Annotated in this window: 25 protein-coding genes and 1 other RNA gene; 13 read left to right on the forward strand and 13 right to left on the reverse strand. The window is 69.0% G+C overall.

What is annotated here, in order from left to right:
- Positions 1-62 precede the first annotated feature (62 nt).
- Positions 63-1,028 (reverse strand): zinc-binding dehydrogenase, encoded by a 966-nt coding sequence (locus tag FJV46_RS11285; RefSeq protein ID WP_087027201.1) that lies wholly within the window; start codon positions 1,026-1,028, stop codon positions 63-65.
- Between the two features lie 207 nt (positions 1,029-1,235).
- Between FJV46_RS11285 and FJV46_RS15810 the strand changes: the two genes are divergently transcribed.
- Entirely contained in the window at positions 1,236-1,310 is a 75-nt protein-coding gene (locus FJV46_RS15810) for a 50S ribosomal protein bL37 (RefSeq protein WP_369299106.1), read from the forward strand.
- 145 nt (positions 1,311-1,455) lie between these two features.
- Here the strand turns inward: FJV46_RS15810 and rsrA are convergent, their stop codons facing one another.
- Positions 1,456-1,716, reverse strand: coding sequence for a mycothiol system anti-sigma-R factor (gene rsrA / locus FJV46_RS11290; protein ID WP_087027199.1), 261 nt, complete (start codon positions 1,714-1,716; stop codon positions 1,456-1,458).
- Complete coding sequence (locus FJV46_RS11295) at positions 1,713-2,522, reverse strand: sigma-70 family RNA polymerase sigma factor (RefSeq protein ID WP_179195195.1); 810 nt, start codon at positions 2,520-2,522, stop codon at positions 1,713-1,715. Before FJV46_RS11295 ends, rsrA begins: the two co-directional genes overlap by 4 nt.
- Positions 2,523-2,759: 237 nt before the next feature.
- Between FJV46_RS11295 and FJV46_RS11300 the strand changes: the two genes are divergently transcribed.
- From FJV46_RS11300 to FJV46_RS11350, 11 genes are all read left to right on the forward strand, one after another.
- Positions 2,760-3,308: a DoxX family protein gene (locus FJV46_RS11300; protein WP_087027196.1), complete on the forward strand. Its 549-nt coding sequence runs from the start codon at positions 2,760-2,762 to the stop codon at positions 3,306-3,308.
- A 5-nt stretch (positions 3,309-3,313) separates the two neighbouring features.
- Positions 3,314-4,678, forward strand: coding sequence for a 3-phosphoshikimate 1-carboxyvinyltransferase (aroA, locus tag FJV46_RS11305; RefSeq protein ID WP_087027195.1), 1,365 nt, complete (start codon positions 3,314-3,316; stop codon positions 4,676-4,678).
- On the forward strand, positions 4,675-5,805 hold the full coding sequence (rsgA, locus tag FJV46_RS11310; protein WP_087027193.1) for a ribosome small subunit-dependent GTPase A: 1,131 nt from the start codon (positions 4,675-4,677) through the stop codon (positions 5,803-5,805). The genes aroA and rsgA overlap by 4 nt, the downstream gene beginning before the upstream one ends.
- A gap of 159 nt (positions 5,806-5,964) precedes the next feature.
- Positions 5,965-6,168: a cold-shock protein gene (locus FJV46_RS11315; protein WP_043446208.1), complete on the forward strand. Its 204-nt coding sequence runs from the start codon at positions 5,965-5,967 to the stop codon at positions 6,166-6,168.
- 135 nt (positions 6,169-6,303) lie between these two features.
- A complete protein-coding gene (gene hisN / locus FJV46_RS11320) occupies positions 6,304-7,113 on the forward strand; it encodes a histidinol-phosphatase (RefSeq protein WP_087027191.1) in 810 nt (269 codons plus the stop codon).
- A gap of 27 nt (positions 7,114-7,140) precedes the next feature.
- Entirely contained in the window at positions 7,141-7,902 is a 762-nt protein-coding gene (locus tag FJV46_RS11325) for a class I SAM-dependent methyltransferase (RefSeq protein ID WP_087027189.1), read from the forward strand.
- A gap of 31 nt (positions 7,903-7,933) precedes the next feature.
- Entirely contained in the window at positions 7,934-8,863 is a 930-nt protein-coding gene (locus FJV46_RS11330) for a metal ABC transporter substrate-binding protein (protein WP_087027188.1), read from the forward strand.
- Complete coding sequence (locus tag FJV46_RS11335; protein ID WP_087027186.1) at positions 8,860-9,690, forward strand: metal ABC transporter ATP-binding protein; 831 nt, start codon at positions 8,860-8,862, stop codon at positions 9,688-9,690. Before FJV46_RS11330 ends, FJV46_RS11335 begins: the two co-directional genes overlap by 4 nt.
- A 1-nt stretch (position 9,691) precedes the next feature.
- Positions 9,692-10,645 carry a metal ABC transporter permease gene (locus tag FJV46_RS11340; RefSeq protein WP_087027183.1) on the forward strand — a complete coding sequence of 318 codons (954 nt, stop codon included), beginning with the start codon at positions 9,692-9,694 and terminating at the stop codon, positions 10,643-10,645.
- The gene (locus tag FJV46_RS11345) at positions 10,645-11,373 is read left to right on the forward strand and encodes a metal-dependent transcriptional regulator (protein WP_087027181.1); all 729 of its coding nucleotides are present in this window, start codon (positions 10,645-10,647) and stop codon (positions 11,371-11,373) included. Before FJV46_RS11340 ends, FJV46_RS11345 begins: the two co-directional genes overlap by 1 nt.
- A 111-nt stretch (positions 11,374-11,484) precedes the next feature.
- Positions 11,485-12,585, forward strand: a complete 1,101-nt coding sequence (locus tag FJV46_RS11350; protein ID WP_087027179.1) for a carboxylate-amine ligase — start codon at positions 11,485-11,487, stop codon at positions 12,583-12,585.
- 65 nt (positions 12,586-12,650) lie between these two features.
- On the opposite strand, the gene FJV46_RS11355 is transcribed toward FJV46_RS11350, so the two are convergent.
- From FJV46_RS11355 to ftsE, 8 genes are all read right to left on the reverse strand, one after another.
- Positions 12,651-14,807 carry an alpha-galactosidase gene (locus FJV46_RS11355; RefSeq protein WP_087027177.1) on the reverse strand — a complete coding sequence of 719 codons (2,157 nt, stop codon included), beginning with the start codon at positions 14,805-14,807 and terminating at the stop codon, positions 12,651-12,653.
- Positions 14,808-14,847: 40 nt separating this feature from the next.
- The gene (locus FJV46_RS11360; protein ID WP_126130622.1) at positions 14,848-15,075 is read right to left on the reverse strand and encodes a hypothetical protein; all 228 of its coding nucleotides are present in this window, start codon (positions 15,073-15,075) and stop codon (positions 14,848-14,850) included.
- 85 nt (positions 15,076-15,160) lie between these two features.
- Positions 15,161-15,528: a transfer-messenger RNA gene (ssrA, locus tag FJV46_RS11365) on the reverse strand.
- Positions 15,529-15,643: 115 nt separating this feature from the next.
- Complete coding sequence (locus tag FJV46_RS11370) at positions 15,644-16,021, reverse strand: hypothetical protein (protein ID WP_087027173.1); 378 nt, start codon at positions 16,019-16,021, stop codon at positions 15,644-15,646.
- Complete coding sequence (gene smpB / locus FJV46_RS11375) at positions 16,018-16,491, reverse strand: SsrA-binding protein SmpB (RefSeq protein WP_087027172.1); 474 nt, start codon at positions 16,489-16,491, stop codon at positions 16,018-16,020. Before smpB ends, FJV46_RS11370 begins: the two co-directional genes overlap by 4 nt.
- Positions 16,492-16,563: 72 nt before the next feature.
- Positions 16,564-18,126 (reverse strand): M23 family metallopeptidase, encoded by a 1,563-nt coding sequence (locus tag FJV46_RS11380; RefSeq protein ID WP_087027171.1) that lies wholly within the window; start codon positions 18,124-18,126, stop codon positions 16,564-16,566.
- 3 nt (positions 18,127-18,129) lie between these two features.
- Positions 18,130-19,044: a permease-like cell division protein FtsX gene (ftsX, locus tag FJV46_RS11385; RefSeq protein WP_087027169.1), complete on the reverse strand. Its 915-nt coding sequence runs from the start codon at positions 19,042-19,044 to the stop codon at positions 18,130-18,132.
- Complete coding sequence (gene ftsE, locus FJV46_RS11390; protein ID WP_087027574.1) at positions 19,041-19,745, reverse strand: cell division ATP-binding protein FtsE; 705 nt, start codon at positions 19,743-19,745, stop codon at positions 19,041-19,043. The genes ftsX and ftsE overlap by 4 nt, the downstream gene beginning before the upstream one ends.
- Before the next feature lie 214 nt (positions 19,746-19,959).
- Here ftsE and rfbA point away from each other — a divergent pair, with 214 nt between their 5' ends.
- Positions 19,960-20,874: a glucose-1-phosphate thymidylyltransferase RfbA gene (rfbA, locus tag FJV46_RS11395; protein ID WP_087027167.1), complete on the forward strand. Its 915-nt coding sequence runs from the start codon at positions 19,960-19,962 to the stop codon at positions 20,872-20,874.
- A gap of 190 nt (positions 20,875-21,064) precedes the next feature.
- On the opposite strand, the gene prfB is transcribed toward rfbA, so the two are convergent.
- Positions 21,065-22,177 (reverse strand): peptide chain release factor 2, encoded by a 1,113-nt coding sequence (gene prfB, locus FJV46_RS11400; protein WP_087027165.1) that lies wholly within the window; start codon positions 22,175-22,177, stop codon positions 21,065-21,067.
- Positions 22,178-22,293: 116 nt separating this feature from the next.
- Positions 22,294-22,770, reverse strand: a complete 477-nt coding sequence (locus FJV46_RS11405) for a pilus assembly protein TadG-related protein (RefSeq protein WP_232008413.1) — start codon at positions 22,768-22,770, stop codon at positions 22,294-22,296.
- Between the last annotated feature and the right edge of the window lie 13 nt (positions 22,771-22,783).

Consider the following 22,783-nt stretch of genomic DNA (forward strand, 5'->3'; position numbering starts at 1 on the left):
ACCCGGGCGACGACGAAGGCACCCTCGATCGAGGGTGCCTTCGTCGTCCGTGTCCGTCAAGGTCAGTGGCGGAAGACGATCTTGCCGAAGACATCGCCGTCCAGCATGCGGCGGAAACCCCTCGCCGCCTCGTCCAGGGGCAGGACGTCGTCGATCACGGGCCGGACGCCCGTGGCCACCAGGAAGCGCGTCAGCCGGACGAGTTCGTCCCGCGTGCCCATCGTGGAGCCCAGCACCCGCAGCTGGAGGAAGAACACGCGGTTCAGATCGGCCGACGGCGCAGGGCCGCTGGTGGCCCCACAGGTCACCACCGTCCCTCCCGGGACGAGCGACTTCAGCGAGTGCGCCCAGGTGGCCTCCCCCACGGAGTCGAAGGCGACATCCACACGCTCGGGCAGCCGGGCGCCGTCCTCGAACACCTGATCGGCGCCGAGTGCCAGGGCCCGCTGACGCTTCTCCTCGCTGCGGCTCGTGGCCCAGACGCGGAACCCGGCTGCGGCGGCGAGTGCGATGAGGGCGGAGGCGACACCACCGCCCGCGCCCTGCACCAGGATCGTGGCGCCCGGCGCGGCCGGGGAGACGGTGAACAGCATGCGGTACGCGGTGAGCCATGCGGTCGGGAGGCAGGCCGCCTCCTCGAACGTGAGTTCGTCCGGCTTGGGCACCAGGTTCCGTTCGGGTACCCACACCCAGTCAGCCATGGTCCCCGGGTAGCGCTCGGAGAGGAGGGTCCGTTGCGGATCCAGGGTCTCGTCGCCCCGCCAGCCCGGCGAGGAGACGACCCCGTGGACGATCACGTCGTTGCCGTCGTCGTCCGTCCCTGCCGCATCGCACCCGAGCACCATCGGAAGGCGGTCGGCCGGCAGTCCCACTCCCCTGAGGGACCAGAGGTCATGGTGGTTGAGGCAGGAGGCCACCACCCGGACCCGCCGGAAACCCTCCGGTGGCTCCGGAACCTCGAGCTCTCCGACGGTGAGCCCGGCCAGGGGATCCTCCGCCGACTGGGTGGCTACGTAGGCAGCACGCATGCACAAGCTCCTTCGATCGTGGCTGATCCACCCATCCTAGGGGCAGGGTTGCGGTGGACAGGGGTCTCTCTGACGGGCGAGGCACCGACACACACGTCGTCGCTCCGCCCACCCCTGCCTCGCCGGTTTAGGTGACCCCGGGGCCGTATGGGAGACTTGGGTGCAGTTCTGCACCACTACAGTGCCTGAAGAAGAAGGAGGCAGCCCATGAGCAAGCGAGCACGCAAGCGTCGCGACCGCAAGCGCGGAGGCGCTAACCACGGTAAGCGCCCCAACACCTGAGTCCAGGCGTTCGAAGCATCAACAACACGAGAACCTCCGGCCCGTCAGGGTCCGGAGGTTCTCGTGTCTGTACTTCCCGACGTCACGGTGTCGACGCCACTTCCTCATGCCACAGCGTCGACGTGCCGGGTCGGCACCGCGCGGGTCAGTGGTCGACGGTGCGCAGGTGGCTGATGCGGTCGAGGATGCTCGCCTTGAGGGTTGACGGCGCCACTTCGGTGCAGGACCTCTTCACGACCGACCTGATGACGCACTCCAGATCATGCTCCTCGGCACAGTCCGGGCACCCATCGAGGTGGTCCTTGATCTCGACCAGGTCCTGGTGTGACAGGGCCCCGTCGAGGTACTCGTACAGCCGTTCGATCCTCGAGTCGGCACAGTCGCCCATACTCTCGCAATCGCTCATGTCGTCATCTCCTGTTCTGCGCCCTTCGCTTCCGCTGCCTGGCGGGTCTTGCCGGTGGCGCCCTTGCCCGTCCCCAGCCCACGCTCGTGCGCGTACTCACCGAGGAGTTCGCGCAGGAGCTTGCGTCCGCGGTGCAGGCGGGACATCACGGTCCCGATGGGCGTGTTCATGATTTCCGAGATCTCCTTGTACGCGAAGCCCTCGACATCGGAGAAGTAAACGGCGAGCCGGAACTCCTCGGGGATGGCCTGCAGGGCGCTCTTGACGTCCGAGTCCGGCAGGTGGTCGAGGGCCTCCGCCTCGGCCGACCTCAACCCCATCGAGGTGTGCTCGGCCGCCTTGGCCAGCTGCCAGTCCTCGATGGTGTCCGAGTGCGACTGCAGGGGCTCCCGCTGCCGCTTGCGGTACAGATTGATGTACGTGTTGGTGAGAATCCGGTACAGCCACGCCTTGAGGTTGGTACCCGGCTTGTACTGGTGGAATGCCGAGAACGCCTTCGTGTAGGCCTCCTGGACGAGATCCTCGGCGTCGCTGGGGTTCCGCGCCATGCGCATGGCCGCCGAGTAGAGCTGGTCGACGTACTGCATCGCATCGCGTTCGAAGCGCGCCTTGCGGTCGGCTTCCGACTCCGTGGCGACGTCCAACTCTGCGTCTTCGGCCTGGTTGCTGCCTGCGGGGGCTGTGGTATTCATCGAGTCGAAGTCTACGCGTCCGGCCCCTCGGGGCGCCCTCGACGGGGCACGCACAACCGTCGTCGACAGCTGCAGGTCGGTCCTACCGACCGCCGCGGTCTGAAGCACCGTCATCCGTGCATCTCCTCGTTCTCTCGCGATTTCCCGTACCCCTTCAACAACCGCCCGTCGCGGGCTTCTATTCCATCCGTCATCGCGCTGCCCGCCGTGCGGATAGTACGTCCCGCAAGTCCACGGCCAGGCCGGGTCACGGATCGCACCGCCCGGCGGGGCGTGCAAAACTAGACACAGCGTGCTTCGTATCCGTCCAACCAACACCCGGCAGAAGCCGCCGGGCACCAGGAGGCAGTTGTGACCCTTGTCCGCGTAATCGCCCGACCCATGATCGCCAGCAGTTTCGTGTTCTCCGGTGTCGACCGGCTCCGCAACGCCGGCGCCACCGCGCCGCAGCTGAAGCCCGTCCTCGCCGGCGTCACGAAGGTGGTCCCCTCCGCAGCAGCCGTCACCGGGAACGAGAAGCTCGTGGGCCAGGTGCTCGGCGCAACGCAGGTCGGCGCCGCGGTGCTGCTCGGCATCGGCCGCTTCTCGCGTGTCGCCGCGCTGCTGCTCACGGTCACCGCGACGGTCAACACCCTCGTCGACTACCGCTCGGCCGATTCCTCCACCAAGGAAGGCAAGAAGGCCCGCCGCACGCAGCTGCTCAAGAACCTCTCGCTGATGGGTGCCGTCCTGCTCGCCGCCGTGGACACCAACGGCCGCCCCGGACTCGCCTGGCGGGCCGAGCACCTCGCCATGGATGCCAGGAAGAATGCGACCGGCCTCGGCAAGGACGCGCGGAAGCAGCTGAAGAAGGCAGACAAGGCCGTGCGCAAGACCGCCGCCGACGTCGTCGGTTCCTAGTCTCCATGACAGTGTCCCCAGGCGGGGTGCCCGGCCAGACCGTGTGGCGGGCGCCCCGCCTGACGCACGCCGTGGACGCCGCGATCTCGGTTCCCGGCTCCAAGTCCCTCACCAATCGCTACCTGGTGCTCGCGGCACTGGCCGACGGTCCCTGCATCCTCCGCCGCCCCCTGCACTCGCGTGACTCGGCCCTGATGGTCGCTGCGCTGCGCTCGCTCGGCGCGGTGATCGACGAGGTACCGGGTGACGGCGACTTCGGTCCCGATCTTCGGGTCACGCCGCTCCCCGCGCAGGCGGACCGCCCTTCCGAGCGCGCCGTCGACTGCGGCCTCGCCGGAACGGTCATGCGCTTCGTCCCGCCGCTCGCGGGCCTGGTCTCCGGGTCCACGGCCTTCGACGGTGATCCCCATGCGCGCCGTCGGCCCATGGGTGCGATCATCGATGCGCTCCGCGGGCTCGGCGTCAGCATCGACGACGGCGGCGCGGGGTCCCTCCCGTTCACCATCGCGAGCACCGGCGAGGTGCGCGGCGGGCGGCTCGTCATCGACGCGTCGGCATCCTCCCAGTTCGTCTCCGCCCTGCTGCTCGTCGGCGCGCGCTTCGCCGAGGGACTGCACCTCGAGCACGTCGGCAAACCCGTGCCGAGCCTCGACCACGTCCGTATGACGATCGAGACGCTGCGTTCGCTCGGCGTCGGCGTGGACGATTCCGTGCCGAACCACTGGCGCGTGTCCCCCGGCCCCATCGCGGCGTTCGATATCGCCATCGAGCCGGATCTCTCCAACGCCGGTCCCTTCCTCGCCGCGGCGCTCGTCACCGGCGGCACCGTCCGGATCCGCAACTGGCCCTCGGGGACCACCCAGGTCGGTGACGCCTGGCGGCGCATCCTGCCCCTCATGGGCGCGACGGCGACACTCCGGTCGGGCACCCTCACCGTCACCGGCGGTGCCCGCATCACCGGCGGCACCTTCGCCGACACCTCGGAGCTCGCCCCGACCGTGGCCGCCCTCTGCGCGCTGGCCACGACGCCGTCGACCCTGACCGGCATCGCGCATCTGCGCGGTCACGAGACCGACCGGCTGGCTGCCCTCGCAGCCGAGATCAACGGGCTCGGCGGCCGCGTCGAGGAAACCGCGGACGGCCTCCGTATCCAGCCCGCGCCCCTCCACGGTGGCGTCTTCCACACCTACGAGGACCACCGCATGGCGACGGCGGGGGCGATCCTCGGACTCGCGGTGGACGGCGTCGAGGTCGAGAACATCGGAACCACGGCGAAGACCCTGCCGGAATTCCCCGCGCTCTGGGCCGCGCTCACGGGCAAGGCGGGCACGGCAGGCACGCCCGCGTCCCCCGCCGGAGCGCACGCGTGACCGAGGCGGGGAACCGCCGGGGCTCACGGGCCTGGGACGAGTCCGATGTCCGCATCCGCCCCAACAAGAAGGGCACCCGCCCGCGCACCAAGACGCGCCCTGCCTACGAGGACGCCGAGATCGGTCGCGTGGTCACCGTGGACCGGGGACGCTACACCGCTGTGGTCGACGAGGACACGCCGGACGAGCGGATCGTCGTGGCGGCACGCGCGCGGGAGCTGCGGCGCAACGCGGTCGTGGCCGGGGACCTCGTCGCACTGGTGGGCGACCTGTCCGGTGGGCCGGACTCACTGGCGCGGCTCGTCCGGATCGAGGAGCGGCGCACCGTCCTCCGGCGCAGCGCCGATGACACCGATCCGGTGGAGCGCGTCGTCGTCGCGAACGCCGATCAGCTGGTCATCGTCGTCGCGGCGGCCAACCCGGAGCCGAGGACCGGCTTCATCGACCGCGCGCTCGTCGCCGCGTACGACGCCGGGATCGAACCGCTGCTGTGCATCACCAAGGCCGACCTCCGGGACCCCGCCGACCTGCTCGCCAACTACGAGCACCTCGACCTGCGCGTCATCATCAGCCGGACGGACGAGGGCGTGGGCATCGAAGCCACCTCCGACGACGGCGAATCCGCCCGGCTCTCCCACGGCGCGGTGGACGCCCTCCGCGACGAACTCGACGGCCAGGTCAGCGTGCTGCTGGGGCACTCGGGCGTGGGCAAGTCCACCATGGTCAACGCCCTCACCGGCTCCACCCGTGCCACGGGTGGCGTCAACGCCGTCACCGGCCGCGGTCGCCACACGTCGTCGTCGGCCCTCGCCCTGAAGGCCGCGGACGCGTCCCCCGGGACCTGGATCATCGACACCCCAGGCATCCGCTCCTTCGGACTGGCGCACGTCGACGCGGACCGCATCCTCCAGGCGTTCCCCGATCTGGAGCCCGGGACCGAGCGCTGCGAGCGCGGCTGCCGCCACGACGACAACGCCGTGGACTGCGGACTGGACGGATTCGTCGCCGAGGGACTCGCCGGCGAGTCGGGCCCGGTCCGGCTGGCCAGCCTCCGCCGGCTGCTGACGGCCGGGATCGCGGACCCGCGGGGCAACTCCCACGACGCGAAGGAGCTGGGCCAGCAGTAGTCCCGGGACTGCTAGACTGGGGGCTGTTGTTGTTTGCGCATTAACTTTCAAGCCTTGACCCTCCACCTGGAGTTCGACAGCTTTTGACGTAAAGCGGGTAACGGACACCACGATGAGCACCCGAACGTCGGGACGCTCTCCCAGGTAAGGATGTACAGCATGGCTACTGGCACAGTGAAATGGTTCAACGCCGAAAAGGGCTTCGGCTTCATCGCTCCCGAGGACGGCGGCGCTGACGTGTTCGCCCACTTCTCCGCGATCAACTCGAACGGCTACCGTTCCCTCGAGGAGAACCAGAAGGTCAACTTCGAGACCACCCAGGGCCCCAAGGGCCCCCAGGCAGAGAACATCACCGTTCTCTGATCCTCCCCGAGCCGCTCGTCGGCGTCGGATGAAGAGCCACCGTGCGGCGCGAGCCCACGGTGGCTCTTCGCTGTCACGGCCCGTCCGGCCGCGCCCCGGCGTCCGTGGGCCCGACATGAGGATAGGTTGATCGGTATGAGTTTTCTGCAGGGCTACAACGACGACCTCCGGCTGGCCCACATCATGGCTGACTCGGTGGACGACCAGACGATGTCACGCTTCAAGGCGCTCGACCTCCGGGTCGAGACCAAGCCGGACCTCACGCCCGTGACGGACGCCGACAAGAGCGCCGAGGAGGCCATCCGCGGGCAGCTCTCGAGGGCCAGACCCCGCGACGCGGTCCTCGGCGAGGAGTTCGGCAGCACCGGGTCCGGGACCCGCCGGTGGGTGATCGACCCCATCGACGGCACCAAGAACTTCGTCCGCGGCGTGCCCGTCTGGGCCACCCTGATCTCCCTGATCGACGACGGACGGCCCGTGGTCGGCGTCGTGAGCGCACCCGCACTGGGCAAGCGGTGGTGGGCGGCCGAGGGCACCGGCGCGTACACCGGGAAGTCCCTGGCCGCGGCACAACGGCTCCGCGTCTCGAACGTCTCGCGTCTCGCGGACGCCTCACTGTCCTACTCGAGCCTGTCCGGCTGGCGTGAGCGCGGGGCGCTCGCCGAGTTCGTGAACCTCACCGACCGCGTCTGGCGCACCCGCGCCTACGGCGACTTCTGGTCCTACTGCCTCGTGGCCGAGGGTGCCGTGGACATCGCCTGCGAACCCGAACTCAACCTCTACGACATGGCCGCCCTCGTGCCCATCGTGACCGAGGCCGGTGGGCGGTTCACCTCGCTCGACGGCAAGGACGGACCGCACGGCGGCAACGCGCTGGCGACCAACGGGACTCTCCACAGCGAGGTCCTCAGAACCCTCAACCCCGATGTGGACGATCTTCTCTAGCCGGCTCCCGGCGCCGGGGCACTCGGCATGAGGACGGGGCCGAGGCTCGACGACGACCGCCGGCGCGAGCTGGCAGGCGCGTACCTGTCCGGAGCAGGCCGCTACGACCGCGTCCGGCCCGGGTACCCGGGAGCGATCGCCGACTGGCTCGTCCCGGCGCACGCGCGCGAGGCGGTCGACGTCGGCGCGGGCACGGGCCTGTTCACACGGGCGCTCGTGGACCGAGGGCTCGACGTGACGGCCGTCGACCCCTCCGAGGACATGCTCGCCGTCCTCTCCACCCGTCTTCCCGCGATCCCGGCCGTCCTCGGGACCGCCGAGGAGACCCATCTCCCCGCGGCATCGGCCGACCTCCTGACCCTCGCCCAGACCTGGCACTGGTGCGACCCCGCGGCGACCGTCCGGGAAGCGGCACGCGTGCTGCGCCCCGGCGGCACCCTGGCCCTCGTATGGAACCAGCTCGACGTCGCGGTCCCGTGGGTCCACCGGTTGTCGCGGATCATGCACGCAGGAGACGTCTTCTCCCCCGACGACCGACCGGACGTCGGCCGGCTCTTCGGGCCCCCCGAAGACCTGCTCGTGCGCTGGACGCAGGAGCTCACCCTCCCCGACGTCATCGACCTCGCACGCTCACGCAGCTATTACCGGCGGGCGAGCCCGGCCCTGCAGTCCCGTGTCGAGGCAAACCTCGACTGGTACCTGACCGAATACCTCGCCTTCCCCGCCGGCGCAATCCTCCGCCTGCCGTACTACACGCACGCCTGGCGTGCGACCGCACTTCAGCCCTAGATTTCGGCATTCCTCAACGTTATGTTTAGGTATGCCTCAATCCGGTTCCTGGTCGACGGGTCGGCGTCGCGCCATTGCTGCCCTCGCCGTCGTCCTCCTCGCGGGGTGTGCCGCCACCGACGACGCCGGGTCCGTTGCGGACCGGGAGGACGAGAGGCCCCTGGTCCTCACGACCTTCTCCGTCCTGGCCGATCTCGCCGACACCGTGGGTGGCGGACACGTGCGCGTCGAGTCGATCACGAAGGTCGGCGCGGAGATCCACGGCTACGAGCCGACGCCCTCGGATCTGGTGCGCGCACAGGACGCGGATCTGATCCTCGACAACGGGCTCGGACTCGAACGCTGGTTCGAGCGGTTCCTGAACTCCGTCGACGCCCCGCACGTGGTCCTGTCCGACGGTGTCGAGGAGGTGGACATCCGCTCGGGTGACTACTCGGGCCTCGCGAACCCGCACGCCTGGATGTCCCCGGTCGCTGCCCGCACCTATGTGGACAACACGGTGGCCGCCCTCTCCCGCCTCGCCCCCGACCACGCCGCGGCCTTCGAGGAGAACGGCCGTGACCTGAAGGCCGATCTCGACGGCATCCTCGCGGACTTCCGGGCGGCTGTCGCCGGGATCGAGGACCCGTCGCTCGTCAGCTGCGAGGGGGCGTTCTCCTACCTCGCCCGGGACGCCGGCCTCGAGGAGTCCTTCATCTGGCCCGTCAATGCGGATACGGAGGGCACCCCACGCCAGATCCGCACCGTCATCGATTTCGTGGAGGCGAACGACGTCCCCACGGTCTTCTGCGAATCGACCGTCAACCCCTCGGCGCAGGAGCAGGTGGCCCTCGCCACGGGAGCCCGCCTCGGCGGCACGCTGTACGTCGACTCGCTCTCGGATCCCGACGGGCCCGTCCCCACCTTCCTCGACCTCATCCGCCACGACCTGCAGACCATCGCCGAAGGACTCGCCCGATGACCACCCACCCGCCCCAGGTCCCCCCGCGCGACCCCGCGGCACGCGACGCGCATCCGAGCGGTCCCCCGGTCCTGGATGTCCGGCACCTCGGCGTGAGGTACGACGACGTCCGGGCGCTCGACGACGTCACGGTGTCGCTGCGGGCCGGCAGTATCTGCGGCCTGATCGGAGTGAACGGATCAGGCAAGTCGACGCTGTTCAAGGCCCTCATGGGGCTCGTCGTCCCCCAGGAGGGACGCGTCGAGCTGTTCGGCGACACGACGGCGTCCGCGCGCCGGGCGGGGCTCGTCGCCTACATGCCGCAGGCGGAGGAGGTGGACTGGACGTTCCCCGTGTCCGTCTCCGACGTCGTCGCCATGGGTGTCTACGGGCGCCTCGGAGCCGCCCGCCGCCTGCGGCCGGCCGACCGGGCCGCCGTTGCGGACTCCCTCGACCGGGTGGGGCTGGCCGATCTGGCCCGCCGCCAGATTGGCCAGTTGTCGGGCGGACAGCGCAAGCGCGTCTTCATCGCACGCAGCATCGCCCAGGACGCGCGCCTGCTGCTGCTCGACGAACCGTTCGCCGGAGTGGACCGGTCGAGCGAGCGCACCATGACCGCACTGCTGACGGCGCTGCGGGACGAAGGCCGATCGGTCCTCGTCTCCACGCACGACCTCGCGGGGGTGCCGGCGTTCTGCGACGAGGCCGTCCTGCTCCACCGGCGCGTCCTCGCGCAGGGCGATCCGGCCGCCGTCCTGACCCAGGGCAATCTCGCCCGCGCCTTCGGGGCCGCTCCCCCCGACGCGGTCCCGGCCGTCCCCACCGCTGCCCGGATCGGAGATTCCTGACATGGACGTCCTCGCCTTCTTCGTCGAACCCCTGCAGTACGGCTTCCTGACTCGGGCCCTCGCCGTCACGGTCGCGGCCGCCGTCGTGGCCGCCGTCCTCTCCTGCTGGCTCATCCTCATGGGCTGGTCGCTCATGGGCGACGCCGTCTCCCATGCCGTCCTCCCCGGCGTCGCCCTCGCCTACATCATCGGCATCCCGTTCTCCGTCGGCGCCTTCGTCTTCGGGGTGGGGGCGGTCGCCCTCATCGGCATCGTCCGGTCGACGACGAAACTCAAGGCGGACACCGTGATCGGCGTCGTGTTCACGGCGCTGTTCGCCTCGGGGCTCGCCATCGTGTCCGCCACACCCTCGCAAATCGACCTCATGCACATCCTTTTCGGCAACGTGCTCGGCGTCTCGGCGGGTGACGTCCTGCAGGTACTGGTCCTCGGCGCGGTCACCCTGGCCGTCCTGCTCTTCAAGCGGCGCGACCTCACCCTCCTCGCCTTCGACCGCACCCATGCCCACGTGATCGGGCTCAACACCCGGTTCCTGTCGGCGCTCCTGCTCGGACTGCTCGCGCTGACCGTGGTCGTCGGCCTGCAGGCCGTGGGCATCATCCTCGTCGTCGCGATGCTGATCACCCCCGGAGCCACGGCTTTCCTCCTCTCCCGCAGCTTCGACCGGATGCTCCTGATCGCCGTCGTCCTCACGGTCGCCGCGTCCGTGACCGGCATCTACGCCAGCTACTACCTGGACATCTCCACGGGCGCGGCGGTGGTGCTCTGCCAGGCGCTGGTGTTCGCCGTCGTGTACCTCGTCGGGCGCCCGGACGGGCTCCTGTGGCAGGTTCGGCGGCGTCGGCCGGGCTCGCGCGGGAGATCGCTGCCGGAACCACAGCGGTCCGACCCCGCGGACCGGACCGCTGCCACCCCCGCACGCGTGTCCGACGATCCCGCGACGAGCGGCGCCTGATGGCGGCGCGGAAGGGGTCCGTGCTCAGCATCGAGTCCTCCAGCGTGCAGGACTACGTGAAGGCGATCTACTCGTTCACGGAATGGCAGCAGGATGCGGTCACGGCGACGCATCTGGCCACGCGCCTCTCCGTCGCCAACTCCTCGGTGACCGGGATGGTCGCCAAGCTCGTGGACCTCGGGCTCGCGGAGCACCGCAAGTACGGGCCGGTCAGTCTCACACCGGCAGGGACTGCCCTGGCCCTCGCCATGGTCCGGCGGCACCGGCTCATCGAGACCTTCCTCGTCACGGAGCTCGGCTACGGCTGGGACGAGGTGCACGACGAGGCGGAACTGCTCGAACACACGGTGTCCGATGCGTTCATCGAACGGCTCGACGCGAAGCTCGGGCGTCCTCGACGGGACCCGCACGGTGACCCGATCCCGGCGGCGGACGGCAGCGTCCACTATCCCCCCGCGCACCGCCTCGACCAGCTCGACGACGGCCACGCGGGACGGCTGGTCCGCGTGAGCGACGACGACCCCGAGATCCTGCGCCTCCTCGATCGCACGGGGATCTCGCTCGACGACGGGGTACGAGTCTCACGGCACGGCGCGCTCCTCGATCTCCAGGTCGCCCGGGGCAGCGATACGCCGCCCCTGGCCGTCGATCCGCTCCTCGCCGTCGCGCTGTGGATCGAGGACACCGGGGTGCACCCCGGGTGCACGATGCCTGCGGCGCTGCGGTGACGTGCGTGTGACGCGGCCGGCCGGGAGGATCAGGAGGCACGGGCGCTTCCCTCCTACACTGATCACGGCGGGCCTGCTGCTCCGCCCGACACCGCTGGAAGGATGCACCCGATGACCACTCTCGGCCTCGAGGAGGAGTACCTGCTGCTCGAACCGCAGTCGGGGCTGCCCGCTGATCGCGCGCCGCAGGTGCAGAGCATGCTGGAGTCGGCGCCGGAGATCAGCGAGCAGGAGATACAGCGTGAGCTGCTCTCCTGCCAGATCGAGACCGCGACGCCGGTGTGCGACACCCTCACCCAGGCCGAGGAGTCGCTGCTCAACTTCCGCCGGATTCTCTCCGACGCCGCCGGTCGGGCCGACAGTATCGGCGCAGCCACCGGCACGGCTCCTGCGATCCGGCAGGCCTATCCCGAGCTGACGGACAAGCAGCGCTACGAGGAGCTGCGGGCCAGCGCACCCGGGATCGTGGGCGACCAGTTCGTGAACGGACTGCACGTGCACGTGGGCATCCCCGACCAGGAACGCGGTATACAGGCCCTCAACCGAATCCGCCCCTGGATACCCCTGCTCACGGCGCTCAGCGTCAACTCGCCCTACTGGTTGGGCCGGGACAGCGGGTTCGGCAGCTGGCGCGTCATCCACTACCGCCGCTGGGCGGTGCAGGGTGTCGCTCCCTACTTCACGGATGCCGCGGACTACGAGCGGCGCATCACCCGCCTGGGAGCATCCGGTGCCATCCTCGATCGTGGCGTCCTCACCTGGGTCGCGCGCCTCTCGGACCACTACCCCACCCTGGAACTGCGTGCCTGCGACGTCCAGCTGGAAGCACAGGACTCGGTTCTCCTCGGCGCACTGACCCGCGCCCTCGTGGTCACGGCGCTCCGGGAGGCCGAGGCGGACACACCGCCCGTGGTCCCCGATCCCGAGCTTCTCGACGCCGCACTCTGGCAGGCTGCGCGCGACGGGCTGGAGCACCGGCTCGTGGACCTCTCGACCGGTGACCCCGTCCCGGCCCACGAGCACCTCGCCGCTTTCCTCGAGCACGTGAGCCCGGCCCTGGAGTCCGAGGGTGACACCGACTGGGTCGACGCCGGTCTCGCCACCGTGCGGGAGCGTGGCACGGGGGCGCAGCGTCAGCGCGAGGCGATGCGCGACGGCGGGGTCGACGGACTGCTCGCCCTCTACGGACGGTGCCTGACCGCCGAACCCTGACGCGAGCGGCCACGCCCGCTCGGGGCATGGCGGGCAGGCTGGCCAGGGCACGGCGGGCAGCCTGTTCAGGGCATGGCGGGCAGCCTGGTCAGCTCGATCAGCAGCGTCTGCTCGGGCAGGAGCACCGGGGCCTGGAGCCCGACCTCCGCGAGGACCCGCCCGCTGAGACGGACCGGTGCGCCGTCCAGCGCCGCCTGCAGCCAGGCGAGGGCGGATTGTCCGTTCCCGGGGTGGCCCTCCTCCGGGACGGCCGGCCGCACCTCGTACACCGAGTCGGCCTCCAGCCCCGGGAACGTGAGGGAACCCGGCGGATAGCTCGCACTCGAGGCAGTGAGCGAGTAGCCGAACAGCGCACGCGTGCCGTCCTCGGCAACGACTCCCCGCAGGTCCATGGCGGGGTCCGTCAGATCGGCGTGCACGACCGTGCCGCGGTGGAGATCCTCACGCCAGGAGCGGTGGAGCCCGACATACCGCGCGAGGACCTCGTACTCGGTCTCGGACAGGTCCGAGATGTCCCACTCGATCCCGTAGTGGCCGAAGACAGCGGTCGCGGCGCGGAACGGAAGGGTGTGTGCCCGGCCCGTGGAGTGGGAGACGGGCCCGCCGATGTGCATCCCCATGAGCTCCGGCGGGACCACGAGACCGGTGTACTTCTGGTTGACGAGGCGCTCGATCGGGTCGATGCAGTCACTCGTCCAGATCCGGTCGGTGCGCGCCAGGATGCCCAGATCCACGCGTGCCCCACCCGAGGCGCAGCTCTCGATCTCGAGGTGCGGGTGCCGGCGCCGCAGCTCGTCGAGCAGCCGGTACAGCGCCTCGACGTGCCGGTGGACCGCCGCCCGGCCCGTACGCGCGTCGGCGGCTTCGAGCAGGTCCCGATTGTGGTCCCACTTGACGTAGGCGATGTCGTTGGAGGACAGCAGGTCGTCGAGCCGCTCGAGGATGTACGCGTAGGCGGCAGGATGCGCCAGATTCAGGACCTGCTGCTGCCGTCCCGGCAACGGCAGACGGCCCTCCGGCTTCAGGATCCAGTCGGGGTGGGCGCGGGCCAGCTCGGAGTCGGTATTGACCATCTCGGGTTCGAACCAGAGCCCGAACTCCATGCCGAGCGCCCGGACGTGATCGATGATGGGCGAGAGTCCCCCGGGCCACACCGACTCGTCGACGTACCAGTCGCCCAGCGAGGAGGTGTCGTCGCGCCGCCCGCGGAACCAGCCGTCGTCGAGCACGAAGCGCTCCACCCCCAGGGACGCCGCGCGGTCGGCGAGCGCCCGGAGGCGCGGGAGGTCGAGATCGAAGTACACGGCCTCCCACGTGTTGAGCGTGACGGGCCGCGGGCGGCGCGGGTGGGACGACCGCGAGCGCAGGTGCCGGTGGAAGCGCCCGGACAGGTCGTTCAGGCCGTGACCCCACGACCCGATCACCGCGGGTGTGGAATAGCTCTCCCCCGGTGCGAGCAGCACCTCGCGCGCCGCGAGGACCTCGCCGGCCGCGAGGAAGGAACCGCCCGCCGGAGTCCGCTCGGCGAGGACCTGCTGGTTGCCGCTCCAGGCGAGGTGGATACCCTGTACCAGCCCATGGACGAATCCGAAGCCCTCGACTCCTGCTGCGAGCAGCACCGTCGCATCCGCTCCGGGCCGTCCCCGGCGGCTCGCCCGCGAATAGGTGCCGGTCGTCAGCGCATGCCGCTGCGGGGTGCGCTCGCGGAGATGGCGGCCCGTGAAGTCGAGGACCTCCGCCGCGGACGGGAGCAGGGGGAAGCAGGCCGTGAGGGATCGGACCTCGTACTCGTCGGAACCCGTGTTCGTCACGGCGAGCTGCTGCGTCACGAGACCCGACCCGTCGATACCGATCCGCACCCGGAGGCGGAGGTGCGCGACGTCGTCGTCCGCCTCGATCACCGCGGTGGCGCCGTCGTCCTCCACGAGCGCCGACGTCACTACGAACCGGGGGTAGAGATACGACCCCCCGCGATCTCCCGTCAGGCCCGGCGTCCCCTGCCAGCCCGTGGACTCGAGCGGGAGGAGATTCAACCGAGCCGGCACGTCGATGCCACCGGATACCCGCTGGGGCTGTTGCGCAGTGACGAGGGCTGCGACGTCCGGTGCCGACAGCGGCCCCAGCGCCGGTCCCCAGTAGGTGAAGACGGGCAGGCCGTGCGCGTGGGGTTCGAGCAGGACGCTGGTACCCCCACGGGAGAGGTGGAGCGGTTCGAAGGTCATGACGTATCTCTATCGCGAAAACGCGCGGCCGGCCAAACGGCTAGCGCTCCCGGGTGTCCCTGCGCAGCAGCCCGCTGATGAGGCAGAGAAGACCGAGCAGCAGCGGCACCAGGGTCAGGAGCGTGTGGGTTCCGCCGAGGTAGCTCATGATGAAGATGTAGACGAAGGAACCGCCCACCAGGATCCAGCCGAGGACGATCAGTGCGCGCCCGCGATGGGGCGGCGGCAGTGGCGGGAGCCACGACGGCGGTCGATCGGTCCAGTTCATCTGCCCAGTGTAGTTCTCGCTCCGGGCGCCCTCCCGGCACACGACGAAGCGCCCCACCGGAGACCGGTGGAGCGCTTCTTCGTGATGGTGGAGATGGCGGGAATTGAACCCGCGTCCGATGCGGTGTAGTCAGGGCTTCTCCGGGCGCAGTTTGCTTCGGTTTTTCTCGGCTCCAGCCATCGCGCAAACACGTGGCTGCCGAGCCCAGTTGTATAAGAGTCCCCTCGGTCCCTACAACGAGGACCGAGAGCAGTGGCCCTCTAAATGACGCCAGTATCCGGGGCGAGAGCAAACCCGGGCTGACGGACTAGCTAGGCTGCTTAGGCAGCGAGAGCGAAGTCAGTGCGCTTTTGTTCGGCACTTATTGTTTTACAAGGAGCGTTTACGAGATAACCCTGTATCCTCGGCCCGCTTCACCTGTCGCGACCAACATCGTCGAAACCTGTCATCCCCATGTTCAGTTATCAAGTGATAGCCGTGTCAGTCGCCCACCGGGCGCCCGACTCCTCCATCGTACCGCAGGACCGGTCGGCCACGACAGCCGGTTCGCCCGGGGTGGATCCGGCTGTCACCGGCTGAGCGTGACGCCCAGGACGACGACGGGCGACTGCCAGAGGTTCACCACGACGAAGGCCAGCGTCACGAACGCGATGCCAAGGGCCGCAAGGGCCGTCGTGGCGGCCTGCCGGCGTCGGACGCTCCACCAGAGGATCGCCGCGTTCACGACGACCAGGACGGGTGAGATCCAGACCAGCACCTGCGCGAAGAAGACGTACACCAGGAATACGAAGGGGATGAGCGAGAGGACACCGACCGGCACCACGACGAGCAGGATGAGCAGATCCACGACGGCGCCGACGGTCACCCACCAGGGCCGCCTGAAGGTCAGTTCGGACTGCTCCGGCTCGTCGTCGTCCTCCTGGGCGTCCCAGAAGACATCACTCACGCGCCGAGGTTCTTCTCGCGCATGGCGCGCAGTGCCTCACGGTTGTCCTGCTTCTCCCGCAGGGTCTGCCGCTTGTCGTAGTCGCGTTTGCCGCGGGCGACGGCTATCTCGACCTTCGCGCGGCCGTTCAGGAAGTACAGCTGGAGAGGCACGAGGGTGAAGCCCGACTCACGGATCTTCTGCGAGATCTTGGTGAGCTCCTCGCGATGCAGGAGCAGCTTGCGTCGTCGCCTCGCTGCGTGGTTCGTCCAGCTGCCCTGCGAGTACTCGGAGATGTGGATGCCCTCGAGCCAGAGTTCATCGCCGTAGAAGATCGCGTAGCCGTCCAGCAGGGAGGCGCGTCCCGCGCGCAAGGACTTCACTTCCGTACCCATGAGGGCAAGGCCGGCCTCGTAGGTGTCGAGCACGGCGTAGTCGTGGAAGGCCTTCCGATTGGTGGCCACGACTTTCCGGCCACTTTCCTTCGGCACGGCAGAACTCCTTCGGCAGGCGCTGCAGCGGACGGGAGGCCCGCGGGAGGGCAGTGCTCACCATCCTACGACCTAGAGCAGGCCGATCGGATCCACGAGCGTGCCGTTCAGCATCGTCTCGAAGTGCAGGTGGCACCCGGAGGAGTTCCCGGTCGTCCCCGTGTATCCGATAAGCTGTCCCGCACTGACGCGCTGCCCGACCGACACGACGTACTTGGTCAGATGGTAGAAATTCGTGGCGAGGACATTCCCGCCGATCACGCCGTGGTTGAGGACGATCCTGTTCCCTGCGCCCTCGAGGGCGTTCGAGTCGGCGTACCACACCTCCCCGGCCGCAGGCGCGTAGAGGGCCGTACCGCAGCCCACTCCGAAGTCGATCCCGGTGTGCATGTAGCCACCTGTGCCGTTGAAGTCGATCGTCCCGACGGGTGTGGTTCTCCAGCCGAAACCCGAACTGATGGGACCGCTGACGGGCGCGGTCAGGCCGAAGGCACCGGGATCGCCCGGCGCCTCGACCTGGGGTGCGACGATCTCGGGCTCCACCGGAGCGACGGCCTGCGGCACCACCGGTGCGGGCGCCGGCTTGTTCGCGGTCGCGGCTTCGGCCTCCCGTCGACGGGTCTCCGCTTCGGCTGCCGCTGCGGCCTCGGCCTCGCGGCGTGCCTTCTCCGCTGCTGCAGCCGCTTCCGCCTCGGCCTGCAACCGCTCCTGCTCCGCCTTGACCCGCGCTTCCTCGGCCTTGCGTGCCTCCTCGATGAGCCTGCGCTGGCGCTCGGCGATGTCGGCGTTGACCCTCTGCTGTGCCTGCTCGACGCTGGCCAGCTTCGCCTCGATGACGGGCTTCTGCTCCTGCAGCTTCGCGGACAGCGCCGACGTGTCGGCGACGAGCCTGTCCACCGTGGCTTTCTCGCTCGCGGCGGTGTCCCTCGCCGCCTGCTCGGCGTCGAGGGCGGCATCGGCGCGTTCCTTCAGGGCGGCGATTTCCGCCTCGACCGCCGTCAGCCGGGCCTGGCTGTTGGCATTCGTGGCGTTCTGCTCCGAGAGCCGTTCCATCGCCGCGTTCTGGCTCCGCAGGGCCTGGTCCACCATGTCCATGGACTCGGTGAAGTCCTCGACGTCGTCGGCCCCCAGCAGCAACGAGACGTTGGTCGGCACTCCGCCGTTCTTGTAGGCCTCGGTGGCGATCTGGCCGATGACCTTCCGGGTCTCGACCATCTTCTGCCGGTCGGAGCGCAGCTCCTCCGTGATCTTCGTCTTCGTCTCCTGCGCGAGGTCCACCCGGACGGCGAGGGCACCGACCTCGTCGGTGGCGATCTCGACCCGCCCCTGGGCCTCGGTGAGGGACTGCTGCGCTGCCGGGAGCTGCCCCTGGTAGGTCTTGAGCGTTCCGATGGTCTCCGCGATGTCGGCGTCCAGGTACTCCATGGACTGCTGGACCTCCGAGATCTCGTTCTCGAGGGCACTCTTCCGCTCGTCCAGTTCATCCGCCACGACGGGCGTGCTGAAGCCGAGGGCGAACGAGACGACGAGGGCGACCGACGTCGCGGCGGTACCGCGGACCACGAAGGCCCGCTTGTCCTGCAGGGCCCACCAGGTCCCCGAGGGGGATCCGTGTCCCCTGGCGCTGAGCAGCATGGTCTAGACCTTCACGTATCGACGGAGAGTGAGCAGGGAGGAGAGCCCTGCGAGGATGGCTCCCAGCACGACGAGCGCCGGCACCAGGAGCAGGACCTGCTGCGAGGAGATGAAGGCGGTCTGCGGGAACGTGTTGACGAGCCAACCGTCGATCACGAAGCGCGAGGCGCCGTAGAGGGTCGCCGAGGCGAGGACCGCGCCGACGACGGCCGCGATGACCCCCTCGAGGACGAACGGCAGCTGGATGACCGCTTTCGACGCTCCCACCAGGCGCATGATGCCCGTTTCCCGGCGGCGGCTGAAGGCGGAGAGGCGAATGGTGGTGGCGATGAGCAGGATGGCACAGAACGTCATGATGCCCGCGATGACGAGCGCGACGACCGACGCCCAGTTCATGTAGCGGAAGATCGCCTCCAGGAAGTCGCGCTGATCGCTGACCGCGTCCACGCCCGGCTCGGACGAGAACGCCTCGTTGATCACCTCGTACTTCTCGGCGTCGACCAGGCCCACACGGAAGGATTCCGGGAGCTGGTCCGCGGTGACGGAGTCCACGATGGGCGAGTTGGCGAACTGGTCCCGGAAGTGCCCCAGGGCCTCGTCCTGCGACTCGTAACTCACGGTGTCCACGTACGGCGCGAACTGATCGGATCGGAGCTTCGTCTCGATGGCCGCCCGCTGGTCCTCCGTGACAGGTCCGGCGGCGCAGCTCGCCTCGGACGAGTTGTCGACGCAGAGGTAGACGGTGACCTGCACGCGGTCGTACCAGTACCCCTTCATCTGGTTGATCTGCAGCTGGAACAGCCCGGCCGCCCCGACGAAGGTCAGGGAGATGAAGGTCACCAGGATCACGGAGGTCACCATGGACAGGTTGCGGCGGATGCCCGAGCCGATCTCGGACAGGATGAACGCGAGTCTCACTCGACCACCGCTCCGGTGTCGCCGATGTAGATGCCCTGCGCGTCGTCGCGCACCACGGACCCGTTGCGGAGTTCCACGACCCGCTTGCGCATGGTGTTGACGATGTCGTCGTCGTGCGTGGCCATGACCACGGTGGTGCCGTTCTGGTTGATGCGGTCGAGGACCTTCATGATGCCCATGGAGGTCGTCGGGTCCAGGTTGCCTGTCGGTTCGTCGGCGAGGAGGATCCCCGGACGGTTCACGATGGCACGTGCGATCGCGACCCGTTGCTGCTCGCCGCCCGAGAGCTCGTGCGGCATGCGGTTGTTCTTGCCCTCGAGTCCCACGGTCGCCAGCACGTCCGGCACGGTCTCCCGGATGACGGCGCGGCTCCTGCCGATCACCTGCATGGCGAAGGCGACGTTGGCGAAGACGGTCTTGTTCGGAAGCAGGCGGAAGTCCTGGAAGACGACACCGATGCCGCGACGCAGCCGCGGTACGCGCCAGCTCGGGATGTTCGCCACGTTCTGCCCGGCGACGTAGACGGCGCCCCTGGACGCGGAGTCCTCCTTGAGCACGAGCCGGATGAAGGTCGATTTCCCGGACCCGGAAGCGCCGACGAGGAAGACGAACTCGCCGCGGTCGACGTCGAGGGAGACGCCGTCCAGTGCCGGCTGCGACTTCTGGTCGTACGTCTTCGTGACGTTGTCGAATCTGATCATGATCACTTAGCGCCCGTGGTGTCCGCCGGGCAGGGGGCATTTACTGGGAGACGGAAGCGCCGGCTCCTCGACTATAACGACGGCGTCACGAAGCGACTGCCACCGCGGCGGTGTGTCGCGCACGCCGGCGCGGCGGTGTGTGCGGCACGAATGTCGTTCGGACACCCGCGTGCCACACCCGGCCAACACACTGCGCCTGCGCAATGATGGGGTGATGCGCGGAATCATCCTCGCCGGGGGAACCGGCTCACGACTTCATCCGATCACGCTCGGCATCAGCAAGCAGCTCGTGCCGGTGTACGACAAGCCGATGATCTACTACCCGCTGTCGACGCTGCTGCTGGCCGGGATCACCGAGATCCTGATCATCACCACACCGAAGGACGCCGAGCAGTTCCAGGGCCTGCTCGGTGACGGAGCGTGGTGCGGGGCGAACCTCACCTACGCGACCCAGCCGGCGCCCGACGGGCTCGCCCAGGCCTTCATCATCGGGGAGAGCCACATCGGGCAGGACGACGTCGCGCTGGTGCTCGGCGACAACATCTTCTACGGACCCGGGATGGGTGCGACCCTCAGCCGCTTCTCGGGCATCGACGGCGGGGCCATCTTCGGCTACCACGTCCAGAATCCCCGTGAATACGGTGTGGTCGAGTTCGACGACGACTTCAGGGCACTGAGCCTCGAGGAGAAGCCGGAGCGGCCGCGCAGCAACTACGCCGTGCCCGGGCTGTACTTCTACGACAACGACGTCATCTCCATCGCGAAGTCACTGAAGCCGTCCCCGCGGGGCGAACTCGAGATCACCGACGTCAACAGGACATATCTCGAGGCCGGTCGGCTGCGGGTGGAGGTCCTCCCACGAGGCACCGCGTGGCTCGATACCGGGACCTTCGACTCGCTGAACGATGCCGCGACCTTCGTGCGGACGATCGAGCACCGGCAGGGACTGAAGATCGGGGTACCGGAGGAGATCGCCTGGCGTCGCGGACTGCTGACCGACGAGGCCCTTCTCGCAAGGGCCGAGGGGCTCCTCAAGAGCGGGTACGGACACTACCTGCAGAACCTCGTATCCCGCGAGAGGGAGAACCCGTCGTCGCCGACGCGCCCGGCCGGCGTCGCCGCGACCTAGGGCATCACCAAGGGTCGTTACCCAAAGTCGTCGGACCTAGGCTCGTCGCTACCCAGCGTCGTCGCCATCCAAGCTCGGGACCACGCAGGGTCGTCGCACCTAGAGTCGTCTGCACCTGGAGTCGGGAGACCTCCGGGTCGCGAGGCGGCCGTCGGAGCCCGCGGGGACCGCGCTCGGACCTGGCGGCGTGCTACGCCTCGTTGCGGTTGTTGGTGCGCCAGCGGATACCGGCGTCGATGAAGTCGTCGATCTCGCCGTCGAAGACGGAGGAGGTGTTGCCGACCTCGTGATTCGTGCGCAGGTCCTTCACCATCTGATAGGGGTTGAGGACATAGGACCGCATCTGGTCTCCCCAGGACGCCTTCACATCACCCGCGAAGGCCTTCTTCTCCGCATCCTCCTGCTCCTTCTTGAGCAGCAGCAGGCGTGACTGGAGCACCCGCATGGCCGCGGCGCGGTTCTGGATCTGGGACTTCTCGTTCTGCATCGAGACGACGGTACCGGTGGGCAGGTGGGTCAGGCGCACTGCCGAATCGGTCGTGTTCACCGACTGCCCCCCGGGCCCGGAGGAGCGGAAGACATCGACGCGGATCTCGTTGTCGGGCACCTCGATGACGTCCGTCTGCTCGATCAGGGGGATCACCTCGACGGCAGCGAAGGAGGTCTGGCGGCGGCCCTGGTTGTCGAAAGGGCTGATCCGGACGAGCCGGTGCGTCCCGGCTTCGACGGAGAGGGTGCCGAAGGCGTAGGGGGACTTCACCTCGAAGGTCGCGGACTTGAGTCCGGCTTCCTCCGCGTACGAGGTATCGAGGACCTGCGTCGGGTATCCGTGCCGCTCGGCCCAGCGGAGGTACATGCGCAGCAGCATCTCGGCGAAGTCGGCGGCGTCCACTCCCCCGGCGCCCGACCGGATGGTGACGACGGCCTCGCGCTCGTCCCACTCGCCGGCGAGGAGGGTCACGATCTCGAGATCATCGAGGGATTTCCCGAGGGACACGAGTTCCTTCTCGGCCTCCGCGAGGGAGTCGTCGTCGGATTCGTCCTGCGCGAGTTCGACCAGGACCTCGAGGTCGTCGATGCGGCTCTCGAGGGTCTCCAGCCGCTCGAGGGCCGACTGCCGGTGCGAGAGCTTGGAGGTCACCTTCTGAGCGGCGGCGGGGTCGTCCCAGAGGTCCGGGGCCCCGGCTTCCTCGCTCAGCTCCTCGATGTCCTTGCGGATTCCCTCCACGTCGGAGACCTGTTCGATGGACTGGTACTTGGCGCGCAGGGCGCGGATCTCAGCGGGAAAATCAGTGGTTGCCATGGTCGTTCCAGCCTACGTCATGACACCGAGCCGGTCGGAGCGGCGGCGTTCCGCCTCCTGCCCGTCGGTGACGTCGGGACCGGGCCGTGCCGTGCGGCGCCGGGAAGCCGGTCGCCTCATCTGACGAGCTGCGCCCGGGCGTCGGCCTGGGCGGTGATCGGTATACCCGCGGGAACGAGGAAGTTCACGATGGGTGGCCGCACCACTGCCGTGAGGACGACCCGCGCGGTGCGGCCATCGGGTGCACCGGTCGCGGCGTCGATGGCGAGCCGGTCGAAGCGGCCGGCCGCGCCCGTCGAGGCGAGATAGCCTGCGACCGATTCCTCGACGTCGGTGTCCCGGAGAATCGGCGAAGGTGCCCAGGTACCGCTACCACCGATGTCGATGCTGTAGTTGTCGGCAGCTGCGAGGGCAGCACCATCCGCGGCGGAGAGCAGCTTCTTGTGCCCTATATAGAGGGAGGAGGCGCCGAGCACCACGGTGATCACGAGAAGCGAGATGAGGACGTAACCGATGATCAGCACCGTCACCTGCCCCTGCTCGCTCGATTCCTGCCCGGCGTCGGTCGTCGCGGGGCCGCCCGGCGAGCCCACCAGCCCGGGACCT

The organism is Arthrobacter agilis (assembly GCF_006494655.1).
GTDB lineage: Bacteria > Actinomycetota > Actinomycetes > Actinomycetales > Micrococcaceae > Arthrobacter_D > Arthrobacter_D agilis.